At 54.1% G+C, this 17,865-nt stretch carries 17 protein-coding genes; 10 read left to right on the top strand and 7 right to left on the bottom strand.

All coding sequences use genetic code 11. The features are described from left to right. Positions 1–299: 299 nt before the first annotated feature. The 3 genes from IAE39_RS20140 to IAE39_RS20130 all read left to right on the top strand — a co-directional run bounded on the left by IAE39_RS20140 (position 300) and on the right by IAE39_RS20130 (position 2,619). Positions 300–554 (top strand): hypothetical protein, encoded by a 255-nt coding sequence (locus IAE39_RS20140; RefSeq protein ID WP_201205788.1) that lies wholly within the window; start codon positions 300–302, stop codon positions 552–554. A 309-nt stretch (positions 555–863) separates the two neighbouring features. Further along, positions 864–1,508: a Cap15 family CBASS effector gene (locus IAE39_RS20135; protein WP_201205786.1), complete on the top strand. Its 645-nt coding sequence runs from the start codon at positions 864–866 to the stop codon at positions 1,506–1,508. Then, the gene (locus IAE39_RS20130) at positions 1,492–2,619 is read left to right on the top strand and encodes a hypothetical protein (RefSeq protein ID WP_201205784.1); all 1,128 of its coding nucleotides are present in this window, start codon (positions 1,492–1,494) and stop codon (positions 2,617–2,619) included. The genes IAE39_RS20135 and IAE39_RS20130 overlap by 17 nt, the downstream gene beginning before the upstream one ends. 82 nt (positions 2,620–2,701) lie before the next feature. On the opposite strand, the gene IAE39_RS20125 is transcribed toward IAE39_RS20130, so the two are convergent. Both IAE39_RS20125 and IAE39_RS20120 read right to left on the bottom strand, forming a co-directional pair. Beyond that, the gene (locus IAE39_RS20125) at positions 2,702–3,370 is read right to left on the bottom strand and encodes a hypothetical protein (RefSeq protein WP_201205782.1); all 669 of its coding nucleotides are present in this window, start codon (positions 3,368–3,370) and stop codon (positions 2,702–2,704) included. Next, positions 3,367–3,831: a hypothetical protein gene (locus tag IAE39_RS20120; RefSeq protein ID WP_201205780.1), complete on the bottom strand. Its 465-nt coding sequence runs from the start codon at positions 3,829–3,831 to the stop codon at positions 3,367–3,369. The genes IAE39_RS20125 and IAE39_RS20120 overlap by 4 nt, the downstream gene beginning before the upstream one ends. 931 nt (positions 3,832–4,762) lie before the next feature. On the opposite strand from IAE39_RS20120, the gene IAE39_RS20115 reads away from it, so the two are divergent. From IAE39_RS20115 to IAE39_RS20090, 7 genes are all read left to right on the top strand, one after another. Next, on the top strand, positions 4,763–5,926 hold the full coding sequence (locus IAE39_RS20115; protein WP_201205778.1) for an AAA family ATPase: 1,164 nt from the start codon (positions 4,763–4,765) through the stop codon (positions 5,924–5,926). Beyond that, positions 5,923–6,912, top strand: a complete 990-nt coding sequence (locus IAE39_RS20110) for a hypothetical protein (protein ID WP_201205776.1) — start codon at positions 5,923–5,925, stop codon at positions 6,910–6,912. The genes IAE39_RS20115 and IAE39_RS20110 overlap by 4 nt, the downstream gene beginning before the upstream one ends. Positions 6,913–6,923: 11 nt before the next feature. After that, the gene (locus tag IAE39_RS20105) at positions 6,924–8,579 is read left to right on the top strand and encodes a DUF262 domain-containing protein (RefSeq protein ID WP_201205774.1); all 1,656 of its coding nucleotides are present in this window, start codon (positions 6,924–6,926) and stop codon (positions 8,577–8,579) included. Between the two features lie 530 nt (positions 8,580–9,109). Continuing rightward, entirely contained in the window at positions 9,110–9,337 is a 228-nt protein-coding gene (locus tag IAE39_RS29745) for a hypothetical protein (protein ID WP_236548716.1), read from the top strand. Positions 9,338–9,951: 614 nt separating this feature from the next. Next, positions 9,952–10,179 (top strand): hypothetical protein, encoded by a 228-nt coding sequence (locus tag IAE39_RS20100; RefSeq protein ID WP_201205772.1) that lies wholly within the window; start codon positions 9,952–9,954, stop codon positions 10,177–10,179. 264 nt (positions 10,180–10,443) lie between these two features. Then, complete coding sequence (locus tag IAE39_RS20095; RefSeq protein ID WP_201205770.1) at positions 10,444–10,686, top strand: hypothetical protein; 243 nt, start codon at positions 10,444–10,446, stop codon at positions 10,684–10,686. A gap of 54 nt (positions 10,687–10,740) precedes the next feature. Next, positions 10,741–11,124 (top strand): hypothetical protein, encoded by a 384-nt coding sequence (locus IAE39_RS20090; RefSeq protein ID WP_201205768.1) that lies wholly within the window; start codon positions 10,741–10,743, stop codon positions 11,122–11,124. Between the two features lie 122 nt (positions 11,125–11,246). Here the strand turns inward: IAE39_RS20090 and IAE39_RS20085 are convergent, their stop codons facing one another. From IAE39_RS20085 to IAE39_RS20065, 5 genes are all read right to left on the bottom strand, one after another. Next, entirely contained in the window at positions 11,247–13,700 is a 2,454-nt protein-coding gene (locus IAE39_RS20085) for a TonB-dependent siderophore receptor (protein WP_201205766.1), read from the bottom strand. A gap of 115 nt (positions 13,701–13,815) precedes the next feature. Continuing rightward, positions 13,816–14,772 (bottom strand): FecR domain-containing protein, encoded by a 957-nt coding sequence (locus IAE39_RS20080; protein ID WP_201205764.1) that lies wholly within the window; start codon positions 14,770–14,772, stop codon positions 13,816–13,818. Then, positions 14,769–15,275, bottom strand: a complete 507-nt coding sequence (locus tag IAE39_RS20075; protein ID WP_201205762.1) for a sigma-70 family RNA polymerase sigma factor — start codon at positions 15,273–15,275, stop codon at positions 14,769–14,771. The genes IAE39_RS20080 and IAE39_RS20075 overlap by 4 nt, the downstream gene beginning before the upstream one ends. 113 nt (positions 15,276–15,388) lie before the next feature. Beyond that, positions 15,389–15,859, bottom strand: coding sequence for a GNAT family N-acetyltransferase (locus IAE39_RS20070; protein WP_201205760.1), 471 nt, complete (start codon positions 15,857–15,859; stop codon positions 15,389–15,391). 402 nt (positions 15,860–16,261) lie between these two features. Next, entirely contained in the window at positions 16,262–17,647 is a 1,386-nt protein-coding gene (locus IAE39_RS20065) for a GntP family permease (RefSeq protein WP_201205758.1), read from the bottom strand. Between the last annotated feature and the right edge of the window lie 218 nt (positions 17,648–17,865).

Genomic DNA, 17,865 nt, shown 5'->3' with positions numbered 1-17,865 from the left:
AGTTATCCACAAGGAACGCGCCTTGCATTGTCGAAATTGCCCCATTATTTTGTATCTCGACCTGACAGACATCCTACATATTGTGTTCTGGCGGGTACGCTGCGGAATCAGATTAGGCAGCGGGTATGCGTGCAAAGTTTGGTCGCCGAACACGCATATCCGCCACCCTGAACCAATGCGGACATTGGCAGGATGCGCATTAGAGAAAAACCGACTCTGGCTGTCAACCATCCAGCCCAGTTTTCCGCTCAAGGTGTTCCTGCCTAATCGATACCACGTAGATACAGGAGCACCTGATCGTGCCGAAAAATACGAAGCAAACCTCGTCCCCGGTAGCCAGTCTGGCTTCCAAGATTCTCCGTAGTGACAGCTCTTCGTCCATCCAGAAAGAATTGGCGGGATCGGCTATGTCGCAGGCATCAACTGGTAAGCAAACGGGTGTCGATATGGAGAGCAAGGCCAGCCGCGTACTTGATAGCGAGAAGTATAACGCCACCACCAAAACCCTCGCGGCTTCGGTACTCGCCCAATCGAACAAAGAGCGGGGTGAGTGACATGCCTCAGTCTTACCTGAACCGTAACCCCCAGAGTAACGGTGACCATGAGGTGCATATCAGCACGCCCGTCTTCTTGCCGGCATCTCACAACCGTCTCGATCTCAGCTATCACACTACCTGTCTGACCGCGGTGCGCCAGGCGCGAATTACCTACCCGCAGTCGAATGGCTGTCGGACGTACTCTTCGGTTTGCCATACCCAATAGGCCTGTAGCGGTCATGTTGGATCGGGGCAGCCGCAAGGCTGACTCCCAAGTTATAAGTTTGTCGAATTCTTTCCGCTCAACCGCTTGGACGGTCGCTTCGAATGATTCACGATCATGAATACAGTTTGTTGGGTGGGGTCAACCGAGCGTTGATCGGTAGATATCTGACGATATTGGCAAGCTCCATTTCAGGTGTTGCAGTTTTTTTGTTGCTTTCAGCTGAAGATCTAGCGAAAAAATATCAACTTCCTGTAAACCTTCCGCCAACGGTTCTATCGTTGTTGGGAGCAGGAGTGGTTTTTGCTTTCATCTATGCTCTGTTCAATAAGACTGTGTGGAAATGGCGCTGGGCGGTAAAATATCTGAAAGTCCCTGATCTGTCGGGCGAATGGCAGTGTGTTGGTACGAGTTTGGACTCTGAGGGAAGACCAACTTATAGCTGGGATGCAGATGTATACATCTGTCAAACTTGGGATAAGATCCGAGTGCGGCTGAGGACTAGGCAATCTGGATCTAACAGCATTACTGCGGCGCTGGTCTATGACGAAGCCGATGGGTATCGACTACTTTATAACTACAGGAATGACCCTAATCCTGGCGAGCCTGAACTCAGAGGGCATGTGGGTAGTGCAAATCTTTTATTTTCCAAGTCATTAGATACCGCTACGGGTGACTATTTTAATGGTCACGGGCGACCCACCTATGGCCGGATGGAGCTACGGAGGAAAAATGAGCAACTCAATTAATGACCGTATTTATCGTCTCCGCTCCAGGCGCTCCGGACTCGATAGGGCCTCCGTAATCGCAATGGATGCGAAGGATTTCATCGTGAATCGTAGCCTTACTCAGGAGGTGTGGGAGAGTCGGGCAAAAGACAAGCCCAACACGACATTTGCTCTAGGCGCAATGCAGGAGGTCGACCCCACCTACACTCGCATAAGCCTTGAAACGGCAGAGAGGGTAAGCAACCAGCTCGCGAAACGGATGAATGGCAATATGGAGTTCGAGTTACAGGGATCGGTACCGCTGAACGTACATATTCGCGGTGTCAGCGATGTTGACCTCCTAGCCTTGGAAGCTGATTTCCTTACCTATGATACTCGTGGAGTCATAAGTAGAGGAGGGCAGTACAACTCTCCAACTACACGTACATCTGTTGGCGTACTGGCCGCTAGAAGGGCTGAAATAAGTCGCGTCCTCCGTGAGGCATTTCCCGCAGCTCACGTGGATACATCCGGCTCTAAAGCTATAAAGTTGCTAGGAGGGTCTTTGGCTCGGCCTGTTGATGTTGTGCCTTCCCATTGGCACGATACTGTAGAATATCAAGCTTCGGGCCAAAAACATGATCGTGCAGTTGCAATTCTCGATTCTAATAAAGGTGCCACTGTCGAGAATTGGCCTTTCTTGCACATCAAGCGGGTGCGCGAGCGCTGCGAGAGCACTAGTGGTGGCCTTCGTAAATCAATCAGGTTGTGCAAAAATTTGAAGGCCGAACTTGAAGCCGAAGGTCGAAGCGTAAATATTTCTAGTTTCGATATTGCCTCAATTATGTATCGCGCCAATATGACTGGCCTCAGTGTTGGCTCGTTCTATGAGCTGGCTATCTTGGCGGAGACTCAAAGACATTTGGATTATCTGTGGAACAATAAGGAGGAAGCGAGGCGTTTGATTGTTCCAGACGGTTCACGTTTTATTTTCGATGCGGAAGAAAAGTTTAACGGTTTGCTACAACTCTCGGTGGCCATGGACAACCTTCTGCGAGAGGTAGCAAAAGAGCAGAGCTACCTGCTGAGCCTATCTGAGACGCCAATGCTGGACGCTAGCAGAGAGGCTGTAATTAAGACGATGATCTTCTAACGATATTTCACATACCAATTCCTGAGTGACCGCCCGTTGGGCGGTCTGAAGGTCAATAATGGCGTCCGGCCCCATTTCAGTATTAAGCAGTCTTGTGTGATATTTCACATAACCTTTTTTTAGCATCTTGAAATGACGTAACGCCATCGCAGTCGCGACAAACGAGCTCCAAGTAGATTTCCCCGTGTGTAGGCGTATTAGTCCAATACGTGCCACTCAAAGATAGCTGATCCCCCGCCAGCTTCAATTCACCTGCGCCACTGGTTAATGAATGAGCTCCTGAAAACAGTTTTCGTAATTCGAAAACATAGCAAAGTCGTGTCGCATCTGTTTTCGAGCTTCTCAAAAGTGCCTCTAGTCGTGACTCTCCTTCCTGCCTCTCAGTAAAAGATTGAACAGAAAGAGTTAGGTAGGTTTGGCGAATAACAAAGAATATAGGTACGGTTAAGCGATTACCATTAATGGAGCCGAAATCAGATTTCAGCTCTCCTCTCCAAACTCCGTGGACGAGCGGTCGGTTCATCCACTTGGCAAGTCTCTGCCAGCGCCAAGCTAATTTTGTAAATGCTCCAAATAATAATACGCCTAGCCCAAGCGATGAGCTAAACGCTTTCCAGGCTGCAGAGAGTACCGATGTTTGGAAATATCGCCACTGGATCAGGAATATTGCTAGGCATAGAGCGCTTATCAGCCAGCCAAATACTTTCAAAAGGCGTTCGAACTCTGCAGACGTCAAGCTAAGATTGTTCATTGATCCGCACCACTTTTCCCTTCCATGCCATTTTCATAGAGCTGTACGCCTCCAGTCGCCGATACAACTGCTGCAAACTCCACCTGCGGCAAACTCGAGATCAAAAGTGCTGTCATCTGGCGGGCGCCTGTTGGCCAAATTGCGAGTGGATTGGCAAGGGCAAAATCTAATGGAGGTGATACAAATTGCGCGATGTGAGTAAGATCACCACTGCAGGCATTAATAAGATGAAAACCATCATGCATTGAGCTTCCGCGAGTAGCTAATGATGCGAGAGCTTTCATGACATTGCTTGCACCAGAAATCGGTAATTTTATATCTATATCCAGACGTGATCCTAAAGGTACTACAGGTAAGTCTACAATGCTTCTGTAAACGATTACTCCCAGTCCTACAAAATCAGCAGGTCTCTGCGCTGCCAGCCCGATAAGAATCCTCTGAATCTCAGCTCTTTCTATCAACTTACCCTCCGCCTATTTTTTCGCTTAGGAGCAAATACAAAAAATTATAACTGGTACCATAAGTTATTATCGCTTTTGCTTCAAGTCGTTGTCGCATAAGATAGCTGTGCAGTTGCGGCTAGAGCTGTTTGCGGAGCTTAGTCATGACTGCGCATGGTCGCTCCATCACTCTCGATTTTTTGAAGTGTTCGTTTTTTGTGCTTTAATCGCCACGAACTGCCAGTTCAGTAACATGAAATAAGCTAGGTGGGCCAATATCAACAGCGGAGAGGAATGAGTCCGCACTGGTTGGCTACAACCACGGTAGTGATCAAGAGGCTTCGGGCTTTCGGATACCCATCATATTGTCGATGCAATTCCTCGCGTTCGTCCAGCAGCATAGTCTAAGCGATTATGTTAGTTTTCGGTTTTTTGGCTACGAGGACGTTTGTGGTAGGAAGCCCTCGCACGTGCTCTAATTTTTTCAATAACATATTTACCATTTCCAGCGGGAGCGTTTGCTAGCACCCAATTGTAAAGAGGCGGCTGTGATTCGTTTTCAGCTGTCCATCTCTCGCCTTCGGCCATATGGGCCCAGGCATACAGATCACGACAGCAGCTGGGTGCAGCCCAGTGCTTCGCATCCGGGTGTAGCTATGGTTTACACCTGTAAGCAACCCAGCCGGCACCTTGAGATAATTTTAGAGATAAAAAGCTAAATCCTTAACAATAATCATCATGAAATTCAGGAGCTTGTGTTCTGATACGATTCCTGTCTCCGGCACCACAAACCGTTACTTTCAGGTAAATATGCTGAAAGTTGAAGAACAATTTCTATACGGCCCGCTCAAAGCGGGCTTTTTGTATTGTTAAATATAATGTCTGAAGGTTTATTTATTTCTGAATGTGTTCTAGCGGAAGTAATGCTCGGTTAAGTTATTAAGGGATTAAAATGATTGATCTATTCTCCGTAGAAAATTACCGGTCTTTTGCGAGAAAGCAAGATATAGAGCTCAGGCCGTTAACCCTGCTTTTCGGCTGGAACAGTGGTGGGAAAAGTTCGCTGTTGCGCTTTCTGCCATTAATTGCCGAGTCGATCAAGGCCAATGGGCCGCCCGTTTGGCTCAGCGGTGACGTAGGTCGACAAGCTACTTGGCCGTCTTTGGTTTCCAAAGCTACTGGTCGAGGTGGATTGAGCTTTGCTCTAGGCTTGGGTTCTGACGATGAAGCCGTTGCTGAATGGAAAATCAATGGAGATCTTGAGGGGAGATGGCAAGAAATTGAGTCTCTTAAGTTTAAAGGGGCAGAGCTTGCGCATGGGGGCGGCTCCAAAGGGCTATTGCCGAACATGGAATGTCATAGTAATTGCGCAGAGTTAGTTGAGCTCAGAGAATCACTGAACAAACTTAGTGAGCAGGTTCAGTGGATTAGTGGTGTAAGAGTTAGGGCGCCAAGAGTTGTGACTTATGGGGGCGGCTCGTCTGCTGTTCTTAGTCCTGACGGTGCTGATGTAGTCGAACACTTGATTTCTGCGCAGTTGAGAAGTGGCGCTGACCAAATTTTGGAATCTACCCAGGCGTTTTTTGCAGCAATGGGAGAGCAAATTGTTTTAGATAATCCAGTGAATGGGGTCTGGAAGTTACTGCTCCATCCGTCTAGTGGTCCGCAGGTCCGCGTTGATCTTTGTGACACAGGCGAAGGTTACTCGCAAGTATTACCCGTGCTGGTTGCCTTGGCACGAGCTAAAGCTGGTGGGCCTCGTGTGCTGTGCTTGGAGCAGCCTGAACTTCACCTCCACATCAAGGCGCAAGTGGAGCTAGCGAAGCAGCTGGTCGATGTAGCTAAAAGTGACGTAGATCCTCGAATCTTAGTTGAGACCCATTCAGAAATTTTGTTGACAAGTGTGCAGCTGGCGATCGCCAATGGCGACATTGATCCGGGGTTAGTGAAGGTATATTGGGTTGAGTCGCGAGCGGACGGTACGAGTGACGCACTTCCGATAGAGTTCAATGACAAAGGGCAGCCTAATAATAGCCATCTGTTAGGCGCGTTTGGCGAGGCTCTGAGGCTTGGGCAGCAACTAATGACCAAGCAACTAAGGATGTCAAAAGGATGAAGGTTATAATTTCTGAGGGGATTATCAAGGATGCTGTTGACTCAGGGGTTATCCATAAGTTGCATAGGTTATTCTACTTCGCATGTGAAGGGCGGCATGCAGTGATTCCAGAATCTCTAAGTGAGGCGGAAGAGTGGTTAGCGTCTCTTGATGTACACACAAAATTAGTATATCAGCGCGCATTAGAGTTTTCCGCTCGTGCCTCTTCAACCCTAGCATCTAATGTTTCTACCGTAGTGGTTGTGGCCCAGGGTAGTGATGTGTGGGACGTGCGAACGTCTAGCCTGACTCTAGATAATGCTATTGCCATGCTAAATGAGCCACTTGGAATATTGCTCGAGAACGCCAACAATGATTGGTGTTTTTTATATGGCGTTATGAAAGAGTCCGAAAGGGCAGTAATGGCGCGAGCCATAGAAGAACGATGGGCCGAAACCCTCCATGGCGGGGGAAGTGATCTGATTCAGCGGGTAACCGAAAGGGCCAAAAGTCCAGCGCAGAGATTGAGAACTTTTGTTCTTTTTGATAGCGATAGAAGACATCCAGATGAACTGCGGCCAGAATGGGCCCCGAGGCAGCCTGAAGTTTGTCAAGGCTTTCAAAATGAAAGCGCTGTGGTACAAGCTAAAGTTGGTGGATATTGGCGGCTGCGTCGGCGATTTATCGAGTCTTATATGCCAAAAAGCGAGCTGGCTAAAATGCATGAAACCGATAAGGTTGAGTCATTTTTCAGGCTTACTACGCAAGCTCAATGGTATTTCAATATGAAGAAAGGTTTTCGCGGAGATGAACCTGCCGAAAACGCACACCGCTCAATGAATTTGTATGGTGCAGTGAGTCTAGAAGATAGGAAAGCCCTACACGAAGGTTTTGGTCGGAAGGTTGCGGATCACTACCAAAATTCTAAAAATTTCGAGTTTGACTGGGATGCTGATGCTTTAAGCGAATCAGCTGCGGAAGTCCCTAATTTGCTACGGTTATTATAAGGGTGGAGCTTATGTCTGAGGGTTTAACAGCGTTAGCATCTGAGAATCTTAACCCAAGTTTGAGAAGCTTGCTTGAAGATGTTCAAAGAGGCCATATTAGGGTGCCTAGATTTCAGAGGCCGTTCGTATGGACTGATAATCAGAGATTAGATCTTCTGAGGTCTGTGCGAGACAATATGCCAATAGGAAGTCTTCTGGTTTGGCGTACTGTTAAATTCAAACTCGCATCGTTTCCGGCTGTCGGCCCTCATGACATACCACAGATAGTAGAGGTCGCACCTGCAACAGGCTGGCAGTATCTTTTGGATGGTCATCAGCGAGTTTCAACTTTGCTGGGGCTCCTATTGCAATCGCAAGGGTTAGCTGATAACTGTCGTGCAAATGATTCAGACTCTATCGACTGGAATATCCAGTATGATCTTTTAGAGCAGGACTTTGTTTTTGGTAGAAAAGCCGATAGGGCAAAAACTAAACGCCCACTTTTGCCACTTTGGACTCTTCTTGATGGCCGGCTTGTTAATAAGCATATGCGGGAAATTAGGCGTCGAGCTGATTCTGAAGGTTGGACAGATGTCGAGTTGGAAGTCTGGGAGGAGAGAGCTGATCAGCTGTCATATAGGTTCCAGCAGTGCAGGGTCCCGATTGTAGTAATGGTGTCTGATGATTTGGAGTTAGCAGCAAAAACTTTCCAAAGAATCAATAGTCTCGGTACCCCTATGGGTGAGGCGCACTTGGTTGCTGCTCTAACTTGGCGTGACGACTTTGATTTGCGCGAGCAAATAGAATATCGGAAAAGAGATCTGCCAGCGGGATGGCAAAATATAGATGAAAGTCTATATTTGCAAGTGTGCAAGGGGCTGGCGGGGCTTGATGTTACTAAAGCTGGTCAAACTGAGCTGGTTAAAAGGTTGGGCGACGATACGACATTGCTTGAAAGGGCAAGTGAGGCTTTAAGGAGTGTGATAATATGGCTAGATAGCTATATTGGCGTCTCTCATGAGGAACTCCAACCTTATGCGCTGCAAGTAGTGATTTTGGCAACCGTCCTTGATAAGCTAGGGAAACCTACAATACCAACCGAAGCCTTTTCTTCATGGTTCTGGCGTACTAGTTGGTCTGAGGTTTTCGCAACTGCAGCGTACCGTGATGTTCGCTCAGAAATTGAAGCTCTCGAAAGCGCTGTAAATGGGGCAAGTGACCCGGTGTGGATAAGAGAGTCTGGGCTTCCAGATCGTTTTGATTTCAGGTCTGCTAGGGTAAGATTGTTTACATTGCGGCTTGCTAAGCGCAAGGGGTTGTCGAATTCGGCCGGTCAGGTGATTTTAGGAAAAGACCTGCTTGTCAGATACGGCCGAGACTCTCTTGTGCGGCTGTTCCCGCCGCAAAGGGCTGCTTCTCAAAAGCTCAAGCGTTTAACTCAAGGGGCGGGAAATCGCTTTCTAATTGATCCTGATCAGGCTCAAACATTTAGAGAGCGACTGAAGTATGGGCCTGATTATTCTGAAGAAGTGCTGTCTGCACATTTCATTGATAATGAAGGGCTTGAGGCCCTGAGAAATGGTCAGTTGGAGGACTTTCTTGCCAATCGAGCGAAGTTAATGGATTTGTGGGATTCACAAGAGTGGGGGCGTCAACAAGAATGCATCAAGCTCTCTGATTTGATTTGAGAGCTCAGTATTTGCTTATTACTCTTTCTGTGGTTAGGATGAGAGACTGTTCGGTTTGTGGATACTTCGACTATCCCATGAAGCCGATCCCGCCGAACAGTGCATTGCGGCCGTAGTAATTCTATTTCGATTGAAGGGTATACGATTTCTACAGTGTTCAACGAGAAATTTTGCAGTTGGACACCTGCTGTCGCGGCCAATTCCGCGACCGGGCTTGGTGATCCGAACGGAAAGGCGCATCGGTACCCTCGACCACAATTGCAAGCGGTCTGCAATTTCGTGTAATGGCGGCTGTGCGTGGGAGACCTTCGGATCTGCCGAGTTCCTTTTCCTCGGTTCGCCAACCTGCGTACAGCTGCCACCCTAATCGTTTGGCGACGGTCAGCGTGGTGCTTCAATCGAAAAGGACCGCATGCATGCTCACTTCAAGCCTGTCCCCGCATTCGTTCTCCACCGTCGTTTTTCGGCGGCCCTCAGTGACTTCACCATCAGCAACGCGTGCCTCATCTCTGCCCAATTGGAGGTGCGCTATGTTTGACCAAGAACGGCTATCCACTATCCAAAGCTACGCCTGGACCCTTGAACTGCTAGGCGAGTCCCTGGTCCATCACGACGAAATGCTGGAATGCGAACACAACCCGCGATTAAGCTTTCGCAACACGGCCGGGATCCATCAGGCGATTCGGATTATCAGCCGGTTGGCCAGTGAGCAGTGTGGGAAGGTGATGGAGCGGAACGGTCAAGAGTTGGACGTTTAGGCGAGATCATTGATGGGGGCCAGATATCGGAGTTGCGAGTGGCCCCTTCATGTTTAAGGCCGCTTGCGGGATATTTCTGCAGGTTCGGAGTATGGGGCTGCTTTGCAGCCCATCGCAGGCAAGCCAGCTCCTACACTGACCGCGTAAGTTCTGAGGTGTGCGTTGCTTGTGGCAGGCCGTTTTCCTACGAAATGCGCAGTCCTTTCGTACCCTGAGAAACTTGCGAAAACAGTCACCCGGGAATAAAGTCCCTCCGTCGCCGAAGCATCGGCGATGCGACCTTGGCCGGTCGGAATCGAAAGGCGCGTCAGCGCCCAGTCTTCATCGCAGGCGCTTTTTTTGTGCCCGCGATGTCGCGTTATGGCGGTGGTGCGCGGGACACCTTCGGGTGTGCCGGGCTCCTTTCGTCCCGGTCGGCCAACCCGCGTACTGCTGCCACCTTAACTTGCTTGGCCGCGAGCGGTGGCAGTTCCATCACGAAAGGAACTCATGCATGACCACCGCAAATCCGCTACAGATCCGCGTATACGTTCCCCACCGTCGTTCTTCGGCGGCCCCAAGCGACCTCACCGTCTGCACACTCGGCTTACTCTCCGCAAAACCGGAGGTGCACCATGTCTGACCAAGAACGCCTATCCACCATCCAAAGCTACGCCTGGACCCTCGAACTGCTAGGCGAGGCCCTGGTCCAGCACGATGAAATGCTGGAATGCGAACATAACCCGCGATTGAGTTTTCGCAACACGGCCGGCATTCATCAGGCGATCCGTATCATCAGCCGGTTGGCCAGTGAGCAATGTGGGAAGGTGATGAAGCAGGGCGGTCATGCCCCAGCTGATTAGCGTGCGGCGCTGCTGATTGGCCGACGTCGGGCTGCTGAGTAGCGCGTCACAGGCAAGCCTTTAAGCAGGTACCGCTTTGTATGGCACGGGCTTCGCCCGTGTTCGCGGGCTCGCCCGCTCCCACAGGGATTGCGCTGGCTTTCAATGTTGCGCAAGCCAGCGCCTGCATCGATCGCATCGGCCTCAAGCCTTGTGCATTACCGCTGGTATGGGGTACCAAGAGGCGGAAGATTCTCCCGTCCCATTCAAGAAAAGGAAATCACCATGTCCAATCACCACTGGAATGACTGGGCCGACGGAGTAGCGATCGTCCTTCAGGCAATCGTTTATATCCCACTGCTCTACATCATCCTGATGCCATGGCTTTGCCTGGCGCTGGTCAAGCTTGGAAAAATTCCGTTCTTCCCGGGGTTTTTCCAGGCAATGGCCTCGACTGGGTGGCTGGTTGCTTCTGGGCTAGTGGGCCTTGTAATACTGTTTGTTGTGGTGCGTGGCTTTGTCCGCTGATTTACCAGCAGGTAGCTGCAACCCGGGTCCACCTAACATTGAGGATACATTGCTATGGAAAGCACTTTCGCCCAAGTAAAAGACCAGCTGCACAATCGTCGTTTAGCAGTCGCCAACAACTCCCAGGGCCTGTCGGGCACTGGCACGGTTTTCCATTACCAGGTCGAAGGTGTTGCTATCACCAGCACGTACCAGGGTGGTCGGATTCGCACCGGTCACCAGGTGGGCCGAGTTACTGGCCCGGATACCATCGAACTGCTTTACCACTGCATCACTAACGACGGCGAGATGCTCGCCGGTTGGTCTCGTGGCAGGGTAGGGGTCGATGATGCAGGTCGTACCACGCTCCATTTCGTATGGGGTTGGTTGTCGGGCGCGCAGGGTGGTGGGGAGTCCAGCTACGTTGAAGTCCAAGAGGCAGGCGCACTGGCCGATTAGCTAGAGGCTTGGCAATCCTGATACCCGATATCAGTTTTGATGGCGTTTGTGCAGCGCCGGCTCAACGCCTGGCGCGAACACGGGCGAAGCCCGTGCCCTCTACCACGGCGTCGCTGGATGCCTCAGAACGTGTATTTCACCGACAGCATCAGGTTGCGTGGCTCACCATAGACGTTGCTCGGTACCGTGACCGAGTTGCTGAGCGCGTTGTAGTACTTCTTGTTGAATGCGTTGTTCAGGTTGACGCGGGCATCGATGTGCTCGGTCGGCTTGAAGCCCAACATGAAGTCGACCAGTGTGTAGCCATCCTGCTCGATCATGTAGGTGGTGTTCTTGTTGTAGATTCGATTCTGGTGATACAGGGAGGCGCCCACCCGCCACGGGTTGAATTGCCCAGGCAGCGTATAGGTTGTGCTCATCTTGAACAGATGGCGGGGAATGTCGGTGTCGAACAGGCGGCCCTCGTTTTCCTTTTTGGCATCCTTGACATATTTGGCCTCGGCGAAGGTATATCCGGCCGCCAGTTGCCAATCAGGCGTCAGTTGGCCTTGCACCTCCAACTCGATGCCCTTGCTGCGCACTTTTCCCGCCGCCTCGTAGCAGGGGGTGGTTGGAGCCGTAGGGCAGCCGTCGGTAAACGACTTGGCGCGGTCTTCCTGGTCGATCTGGAAAATGGCAGCCGATGCGTTCAACGCGCCCTCGAAGTACTCGCCCTTGATACCCAGTTCGTAGTTCTTTCCGGTGATCGGGGCAATGATGTTGTCGGCGGCATCCCGGTAGTTCTGCGGTTTGAAGATATCGGTGTAGCTCACATAGACGCTGTGATGTTCATCGATGTCATAGATCAGGCCGGCGTACTTGGTGATATGCCGCGTGACCTTCAGTTCGCTTGGCGCGGTGCCTTTGTAGGGTGAGGTGGTGGTGTTGTCATACCAGTCCAGGCGGCTGCCTACAATCAGCTTCAGCGGATCGGCCAGGCTCAGGCGCGTGGTGGCATAGAAACTGTTGAGCTTGGCGTTGGTATTTTGCCAGCCGTACTTGTCTTGGCTCTTCGGTTTCGGTGTGGCACCCGAGTCCCAGTTGTAGAGGTCGATATTGCTGTTCAACAGGATGTTGTAGGGGACGTCACCGTTGAACACCACGCGACGGTGGCTAGCACCTACTACCAGTTCATGCTCGCGATCCATCAAGCGGAACGGGCCGCTGGCGTAGGCATCGAAGCTGTTCTGGGTTTCCCGATAGTGCCCGGCACCGACGAACTGGTTATAGGTCTGAGTGGCTGTGCTGCCGACCAGATAGGTGCCCAGCATGTCCAGGTCGGCCCAGGTCTTGGTAGCCGAGAGGTTGAGCTTCCAGCCGTTGTCCAGGATGTGTTCAAGTGCGGCATAGGCAGACGTGCTGATTTTGTCCCAGTACTCCCAGTCACTGCTCAGTGAGGTAGAGCGGGACAGGTGCAGGTCGCTGCCGTCGAAGCCCACCGGCAGGCCGGTCCAGCCGTTGCCGTTGTTGTTGTCTTGCTGGCGCGATGCACTCAGGGTCAAGGTGGTGCTGTCGTCGAGATCGGCCTCCATGATGCCGTAGAACAGGCTGCGCTCGTTATCCAGCGTATCCCGGTAGCTGTTGCCGGTCTGGTAGGCCGTCACCATCCTGCCGCGAAGGGTTCCGTTTGGGTTAAGTGAGCCGCTGAGGTCGACCTCGGTGCGATACCGGTCCCAACTGCCCATGCTGCCTTCGATGCTGGCCTGAAACGCTCGCGTAGGCCGCTTGCGGATCAGGTTGATGGCGGCAGCAGGGTTGCCTGCGCCCTGCATCAAGCCAGTGGCGCCACGCACGACTTCAACCCGGTCATACATGGCCATGTCGGCCGACAACAGGTCCTGTGAGACCTGTGAGCTGTCCAGGCTGGTGGGCAGGCCGTCGTACATGATGTTGTCGAGGGAAAAGCCACGGGCGTAGTACGAGGAGCGTTCGGGGCCGGTCCGGCGCAGGGTAAGCCCAGGGGTGTTCTGTACCACTTCGTTGAGATTAGCGAGATTCTGGTCTTCGATGCGTTGGCGGGTGATGACCGTCACCGATTGGGGTGTTTCGCGCAGGGACAACGGCAGCTTGGTAGCCGTCTGGGCTGAGCGGGTGGTGTACGAGCCGGTACCTTCGGTCGTGCTACCCAGTACTGCACCCGTCACGGTAGTCGCGCCCAACTCCAGCGCCCCCTTGCTGTCCACAACTGCTTCCACTATGTAGCTGTCGGCGCTCTTGAGCGCTCGAAGGCCAGTGCCTGCCAGCAGTTGGGCCAGGCCATCTTTCACCGAATAGGTGCCATTGAGCCCCAGGCTGCGCTTGCCAGTTGTGAGTTGGGCATCGGCAGAAAGCAAAATCCCGGCCTCGCTCGCGAAGCGGTTCAGCGCCTGATCCAGGCCGCCAGCGGGTATGGCGTAGCTGCGGGAGTGCTCGCTGGCGCTAGCCGGTGCCGCAGGCAGCGCGAGCAGCAGCGGGCCGCTGCACAGCAGGCCGGCGAACAGGGCGTGACGAACCGCATGGCTCAGTCGGGAAGTGGATGTCGTGGGCAGATACGGCACTCTGGATGTTCCTCTTGAGAATGCTTCTGGGTTGGATTCAAGAGGTATCCCGGACGAGTCGGCAAAACCGACAAGGGCTGGCAGGATTTTTTTGTAATCCGGTTTGCTACGTCTGTCAGGCCGGGCTGATGGTGGTCCAGAAGCGTGTCAGCCTGTGCACTTTCACGGGCAGTGACTGTTCGAGGGCCAAGAGCACGCGGTCTGTGTCTGCCAGGGGGAACACGCCGGTCAGCGGCAGGGCGGCCACGGCCGGGTCGCAGCGCAGCATGCCGGGGCGGTGGCGAGCGAGTTCTGTGATGAACTGCCCCAGCGGTGTGCGCTCGGCGATCAAGCGGCCATCGTGCCAGGCGATGGCGTTGGGGTTTGCGGGCACGATGTCACCGACCCGGCTTGCGGAAAACCTGCAACCTTGTCCGGCGTGCAGGCGTATGGCGCGCGCATGCCGCGGGCGCAGCTCCAGTCTGCCTTCGAACAGCTCGACCTGGCATTCATCGCCATGTTGATAAACAGAAAAGCGCGTGCCCAGCGCCTGGATTTCCCCGGCTGCGGTGTCCACGATCAACGGGCGTTGCGCTCGGTCCTGGCCGCTGTCCAGTAGCAGCTCCCCGGTCAGCAGGCGAATGCGCCGCTCGCTGGCGCTGAACAGGATATCAACCGCACTGCCACTGTTCAGGCTCAGCCGGCTGCCATCGGCCAGCGTGCGCTGCAGGCGTTCGCCGGTGCCGCTGCGCAGGTCTGCCATTGCTTCGCGCCAGGGCAATTGCGACTGGGCGAGATAGCCGCTGCCGCCAGCCAACAACAATGTGCCGAGCAGTTTCAACGCCTGCCGGCGGCGCGCATCGGGCTGCTCTCGCAGCACGGTAAGGGCGGTATCCGCTGGCACGCCGCTCAGGGTGCTTTGCAATTGCTCAAGGCGCAGCCATGCGCGCTCATGTTCAGGGTCTGCCGCGCGCCATTCGATGAAGCGCCGCAGTTGTTCCTTGTCCAGTTCTCCGCCCCATTGCAGCATCAGCCAATGGCTGGCCTGCTCGACAATGTTGGCGGCGATCGGGGCTTCGCTGGCGCTTTTCATTCGGCGTACAGCACCTGGTAGCAGGCGGTGATCGCGCGCAGCATGTACTTTTGCACCGAGCTGACGCTGACCTGCAGGCGCTCGGCGATCTGTGGGTAGGTCAGCCCCTCGAACTGCGACAGCAAGAAAGCCTCACGCACTTTCGCCGGCATGCTGTCGAGCATGGCATCGATCTGCATCAGGGTTTCGATGACGATGGCACGGGTTTCCAGTGACGGGCTTTCCGGCTCGGGCAGGGCGGCCAGGCTGTCCAGGTAAGCCTGCTGGATTCGTTGGCGACGCCATTGGTCTATTACCAGGTTGCGGGCGATCTGTGCCAGGAATCGGCGCCCATCGCTCTGCTCGGGCAGGCGGCGTGTTACCAGCAGGCGCAGGAACGTGTCTTGCGCAATATCTGCCGCCCGCTCGCGATCACCCAGGCGCAGGCGCAGCCAGCCTTTCAACCAGCCGTGGTGGTCGCGATAAAGGCTGTCGAGTGGTTGCAAGGGAACGTCAGGGGGCACTTTCCTTTTCCCAAGAATGAGCTGCAGATAGGAATGAGTTGCAATTGTAGAGGGGGAGGGCGATTTTTGGAACAACCGCCGCTCAATAGGTTGGGCCCATCGGCCTACTGTTTTTAGCCGATCAGGCGTTTGCGCATGGGCGTGCAGGCCAGCTCAAGCCCCGACGGCGAGGTATAGATACCCTCAGCCTCGCCCTGATAACCACACCGATGGTAGAACGGTGTGGCATTCGGGGTGGCGTCCAGATGAATCTCGGTCAGCCCCGCCTCAAGCGCCAGTCGCTCCAGGTGGCGAACCATCGCCTTGCCAATACCCGTCCCCATGTATGCCGGCAGCACAAAAAGCGCACCCAGCTCCCCGGACTGGAAATCGATCAGCCCGGTGGCAACAGGTACATCGCCCCACCATGCAATGTGATAGTGCTGTTCCACGCTGGCCCTGTATGCCTCGGTCAGCGGCACCTGTGTCCAGGCCCGAACCTGTTCCGGTGTGTAGACGCTGATGCACTGGTGCCGAATCGCCTGAAACCGGATATCGAAAGCGGCCTCGGCGTCGCTGTACCTGGCGGGGCGGATCTGCAACATGTTCACTCTCCTTGTCATGAAATCCATGGACGGAGCATGAAAAAGCCCCGACCATTTTGTGGCGGGGCTCAGGGATGGATGCGTTCTGTTTGCGCGCGCAGCGTCCTATGGCCCGCCGAAGGCGGTCATCATGGGGCGCATCATTTCCACGTGCGTGTAAGTGGTCATTGGGAGATCTTCTGAAACTTCAGGTAAAGAGTCAAACGCCAATCCCATAGGTGCGCGATTCGTAAGCCTGCGTAGGCCTGTGGGAGCGGGTTCACCCGCGAAGAATCCAACGTGGTGGATGGCACCGGCGTTGCCGGTGTTCGCGGCTAAAGCCGCTCCCACAGAGAATTCGCAGGCTTTTAGAGTGCTTCCACAAGACTCCACGCAGGGCGGCCAAGCCACCTGGAAGCTGATTCAGCTCACAGTAACCGCCGCATTCAACACCAACACCACGATCAAACCGACCACCGCCACAATGGACTGCACCACCGAAATGGTCTTGGTCGCTTCGCCCATGGTCATGCCGAACGACTCCTTCACCATCCAGAACCCGGCATGGTTGGCATAGTTGAAGAACAGCGATCCGCAGCCGATGGACAAGGCCAGCAATGGCAGGTTCAGGCTGGGGTCAGCACCGGCAAGCGGCGCCAGCAAGCCGGCAGCGCCGACGATACCGACCGTGGCAGAGCCGGTGGACACCGACAGCAGCATCGCGATCACCCACCCCAGGATCAACGGCGGGAAGGAAGATTGCTGGGTCAGGTGCACAATGGCATCGCCGACCTTGGCGCTGGTCAGCATCTCCTGAAAGGCACCGCCGCCGGCGATGATCATGATGATCGAGGCGATCGGCTTGAGGCTTTTGCCCAGCGCATCGCGCAGTTGTTCGACGTCGCCACCGCGCGCCAGTACCAGGCTGAAGCCTGCGAACAGCACGCCCAGCAGCATGGCGATCAGCGGGTTGCCGAGGAAACTGGCCATTTGCAGCAGCGCATTGCCCTTGGGCAGCAGCATTTCGGCAACGGCATGCACCAGCATCAAAATTGCCGGCAGCAACGCGGCCAGCATGCCGACCAGTACGCCGGGGCGGGGTTGACCGTCGGCTTTCTCAGCCAGGGTGAACTGGTCCAGCAGTGCCTGATCGGGGCGGGTATTCATGCGCTTGGAAATGAACAGGCCATACAGCGGGCCGCCCAGGATCATGGCCGGGATTGCGGCAAGGAAGCCATACAGCATGGTCGGCCCGACCGAAGTCTTGAGCACGGCGATGGCGGTCAGCGGACCGGGGTGGGGCGGCACCATGCCGTGCATGGCGGCCAGCGCAGAAATGACCGGCACACCGACATACACATAGGCCGAGCCTTTGAAGCGGGCCTTGCTTTCCAGCTTGCGCGCCACGCTGAAGATCAGCGGCAGCATGATCACCAGGCCCACTTCGAAGAACATCGGGATGCCAATGACGAAGGCAACCAGCATCATCGCCCAGGGAATCATCCGGTCCGAAGTGCGCTTGAGGATCACATCCGCGACCTGTTCGGTGACGCCTGCGTCAGCCAGGATCTTGCCGAGCATTGCGCCCAGCGCGATCACCACCCCGACCGCACCCAAGGTCTTGCCGGCGCCGGTGAGCAGGTGCGAGACGATGCTGCCCGGTTCCATGCGGGTAGCGAAGCCCACGCCAATGGACACGACCAGTAATGCCAGAAGCGGATGCATCTTCAGGCGCGACACGATCAGTGCCACCAGCACCAGGACACTGACCAATGCGGTCAGCAACAGCTGAATATCTAAGGGAGTCATTCAAGGAATCTCGGTTAGGCAGGCGCGCTAGTGGCACTTGGGAGTGCGTTCACGATGCGATTCACCTTGTTATTTGGTCATCTATATGAATCTTTGCAAAGTATTCGGGCTTCAACTGGACAGTGTCAAGTGAACGTAGTCGGATCTTGGGAGATGCGTTGATCGCCTGTAGGAGCGGGTTCACCCGCGAAGCAGGCGACGCGGTGGATGGCACCGGC

The sequence above is a fragment of the Pseudomonas sp. S37 genome, assembly GCF_016658545.1.
Classification (GTDB): Bacteria; Pseudomonadota; Gammaproteobacteria; order Pseudomonadales; family Pseudomonadaceae; genus Aquipseudomonas.
The sequence above is the reverse complement of the archived record's forward strand: the minus strand, read 5'-3'. Positions and strand labels throughout refer to the sequence as shown.

Excerpts from the sequence above, each read along its gene's own strand:
- IAE39_RS20070 (WP_201205760.1), bottom strand. The coding sequence starts at position 15,859 with ATGTTGCAGATCCGCCCCGCCAGGTACAGCGACGCCGAGGCCGCTTTC.
- IAE39_RS20100 (WP_201205772.1), top strand. The coding sequence starts at position 9,952 with ATGTCTGACCAAGAACGCCTATCCACCATCCAAAGCTACGCCTGGACC.
- IAE39_RS20080 (WP_201205764.1), bottom strand. The coding sequence starts at position 14,772 with ATGAAAAGCGCCAGCGAAGCCCCGATCGCCGCCAACATTGTCGAGCAG.
- IAE39_RS20125 (WP_201205782.1), bottom strand. The coding sequence starts at position 3,370 with ATGAACAATCTTAGCTTGACGTCTGCAGAGTTCGAACGCCTTTTGAAA.
- IAE39_RS20065 (WP_201205758.1), bottom strand. The coding sequence starts at position 17,647 with ATGACTCCCTTAGATATTCAGCTGTTGCTGACCGCATTGGTCAGTGTC.
- IAE39_RS20095 (WP_201205770.1), top strand. The coding sequence starts at position 10,444 with ATGTCCAATCACCACTGGAATGACTGGGCCGACGGAGTAGCGATCGTC.
- IAE39_RS20130 (WP_201205784.1), top strand. The coding sequence starts at position 1,492 with ATGAGCAACTCAATTAATGACCGTATTTATCGTCTCCGCTCCAGGCGC.
- IAE39_RS20090 (WP_201205768.1), top strand. The coding sequence starts at position 10,741 with ATGGAAAGCACTTTCGCCCAAGTAAAAGACCAGCTGCACAATCGTCGT.
- IAE39_RS29745 (WP_236548716.1), top strand. The coding sequence starts at position 9,110 with ATGTTTGACCAAGAACGGCTATCCACTATCCAAAGCTACGCCTGGACC.
- IAE39_RS20105 (WP_201205774.1), top strand. The coding sequence starts at position 6,924 with ATGTCTGAGGGTTTAACAGCGTTAGCATCTGAGAATCTTAACCCAAGT.
- IAE39_RS20110 (WP_201205776.1), top strand. The coding sequence starts at position 5,923 with ATGAAGGTTATAATTTCTGAGGGGATTATCAAGGATGCTGTTGACTCA.
- IAE39_RS20115 (WP_201205778.1), top strand. The coding sequence starts at position 4,763 with ATGATTGATCTATTCTCCGTAGAAAATTACCGGTCTTTTGCGAGAAAG.
- IAE39_RS20135 (WP_201205786.1), top strand. The coding sequence starts at position 864 with ATGATTCACGATCATGAATACAGTTTGTTGGGTGGGGTCAACCGAGCG.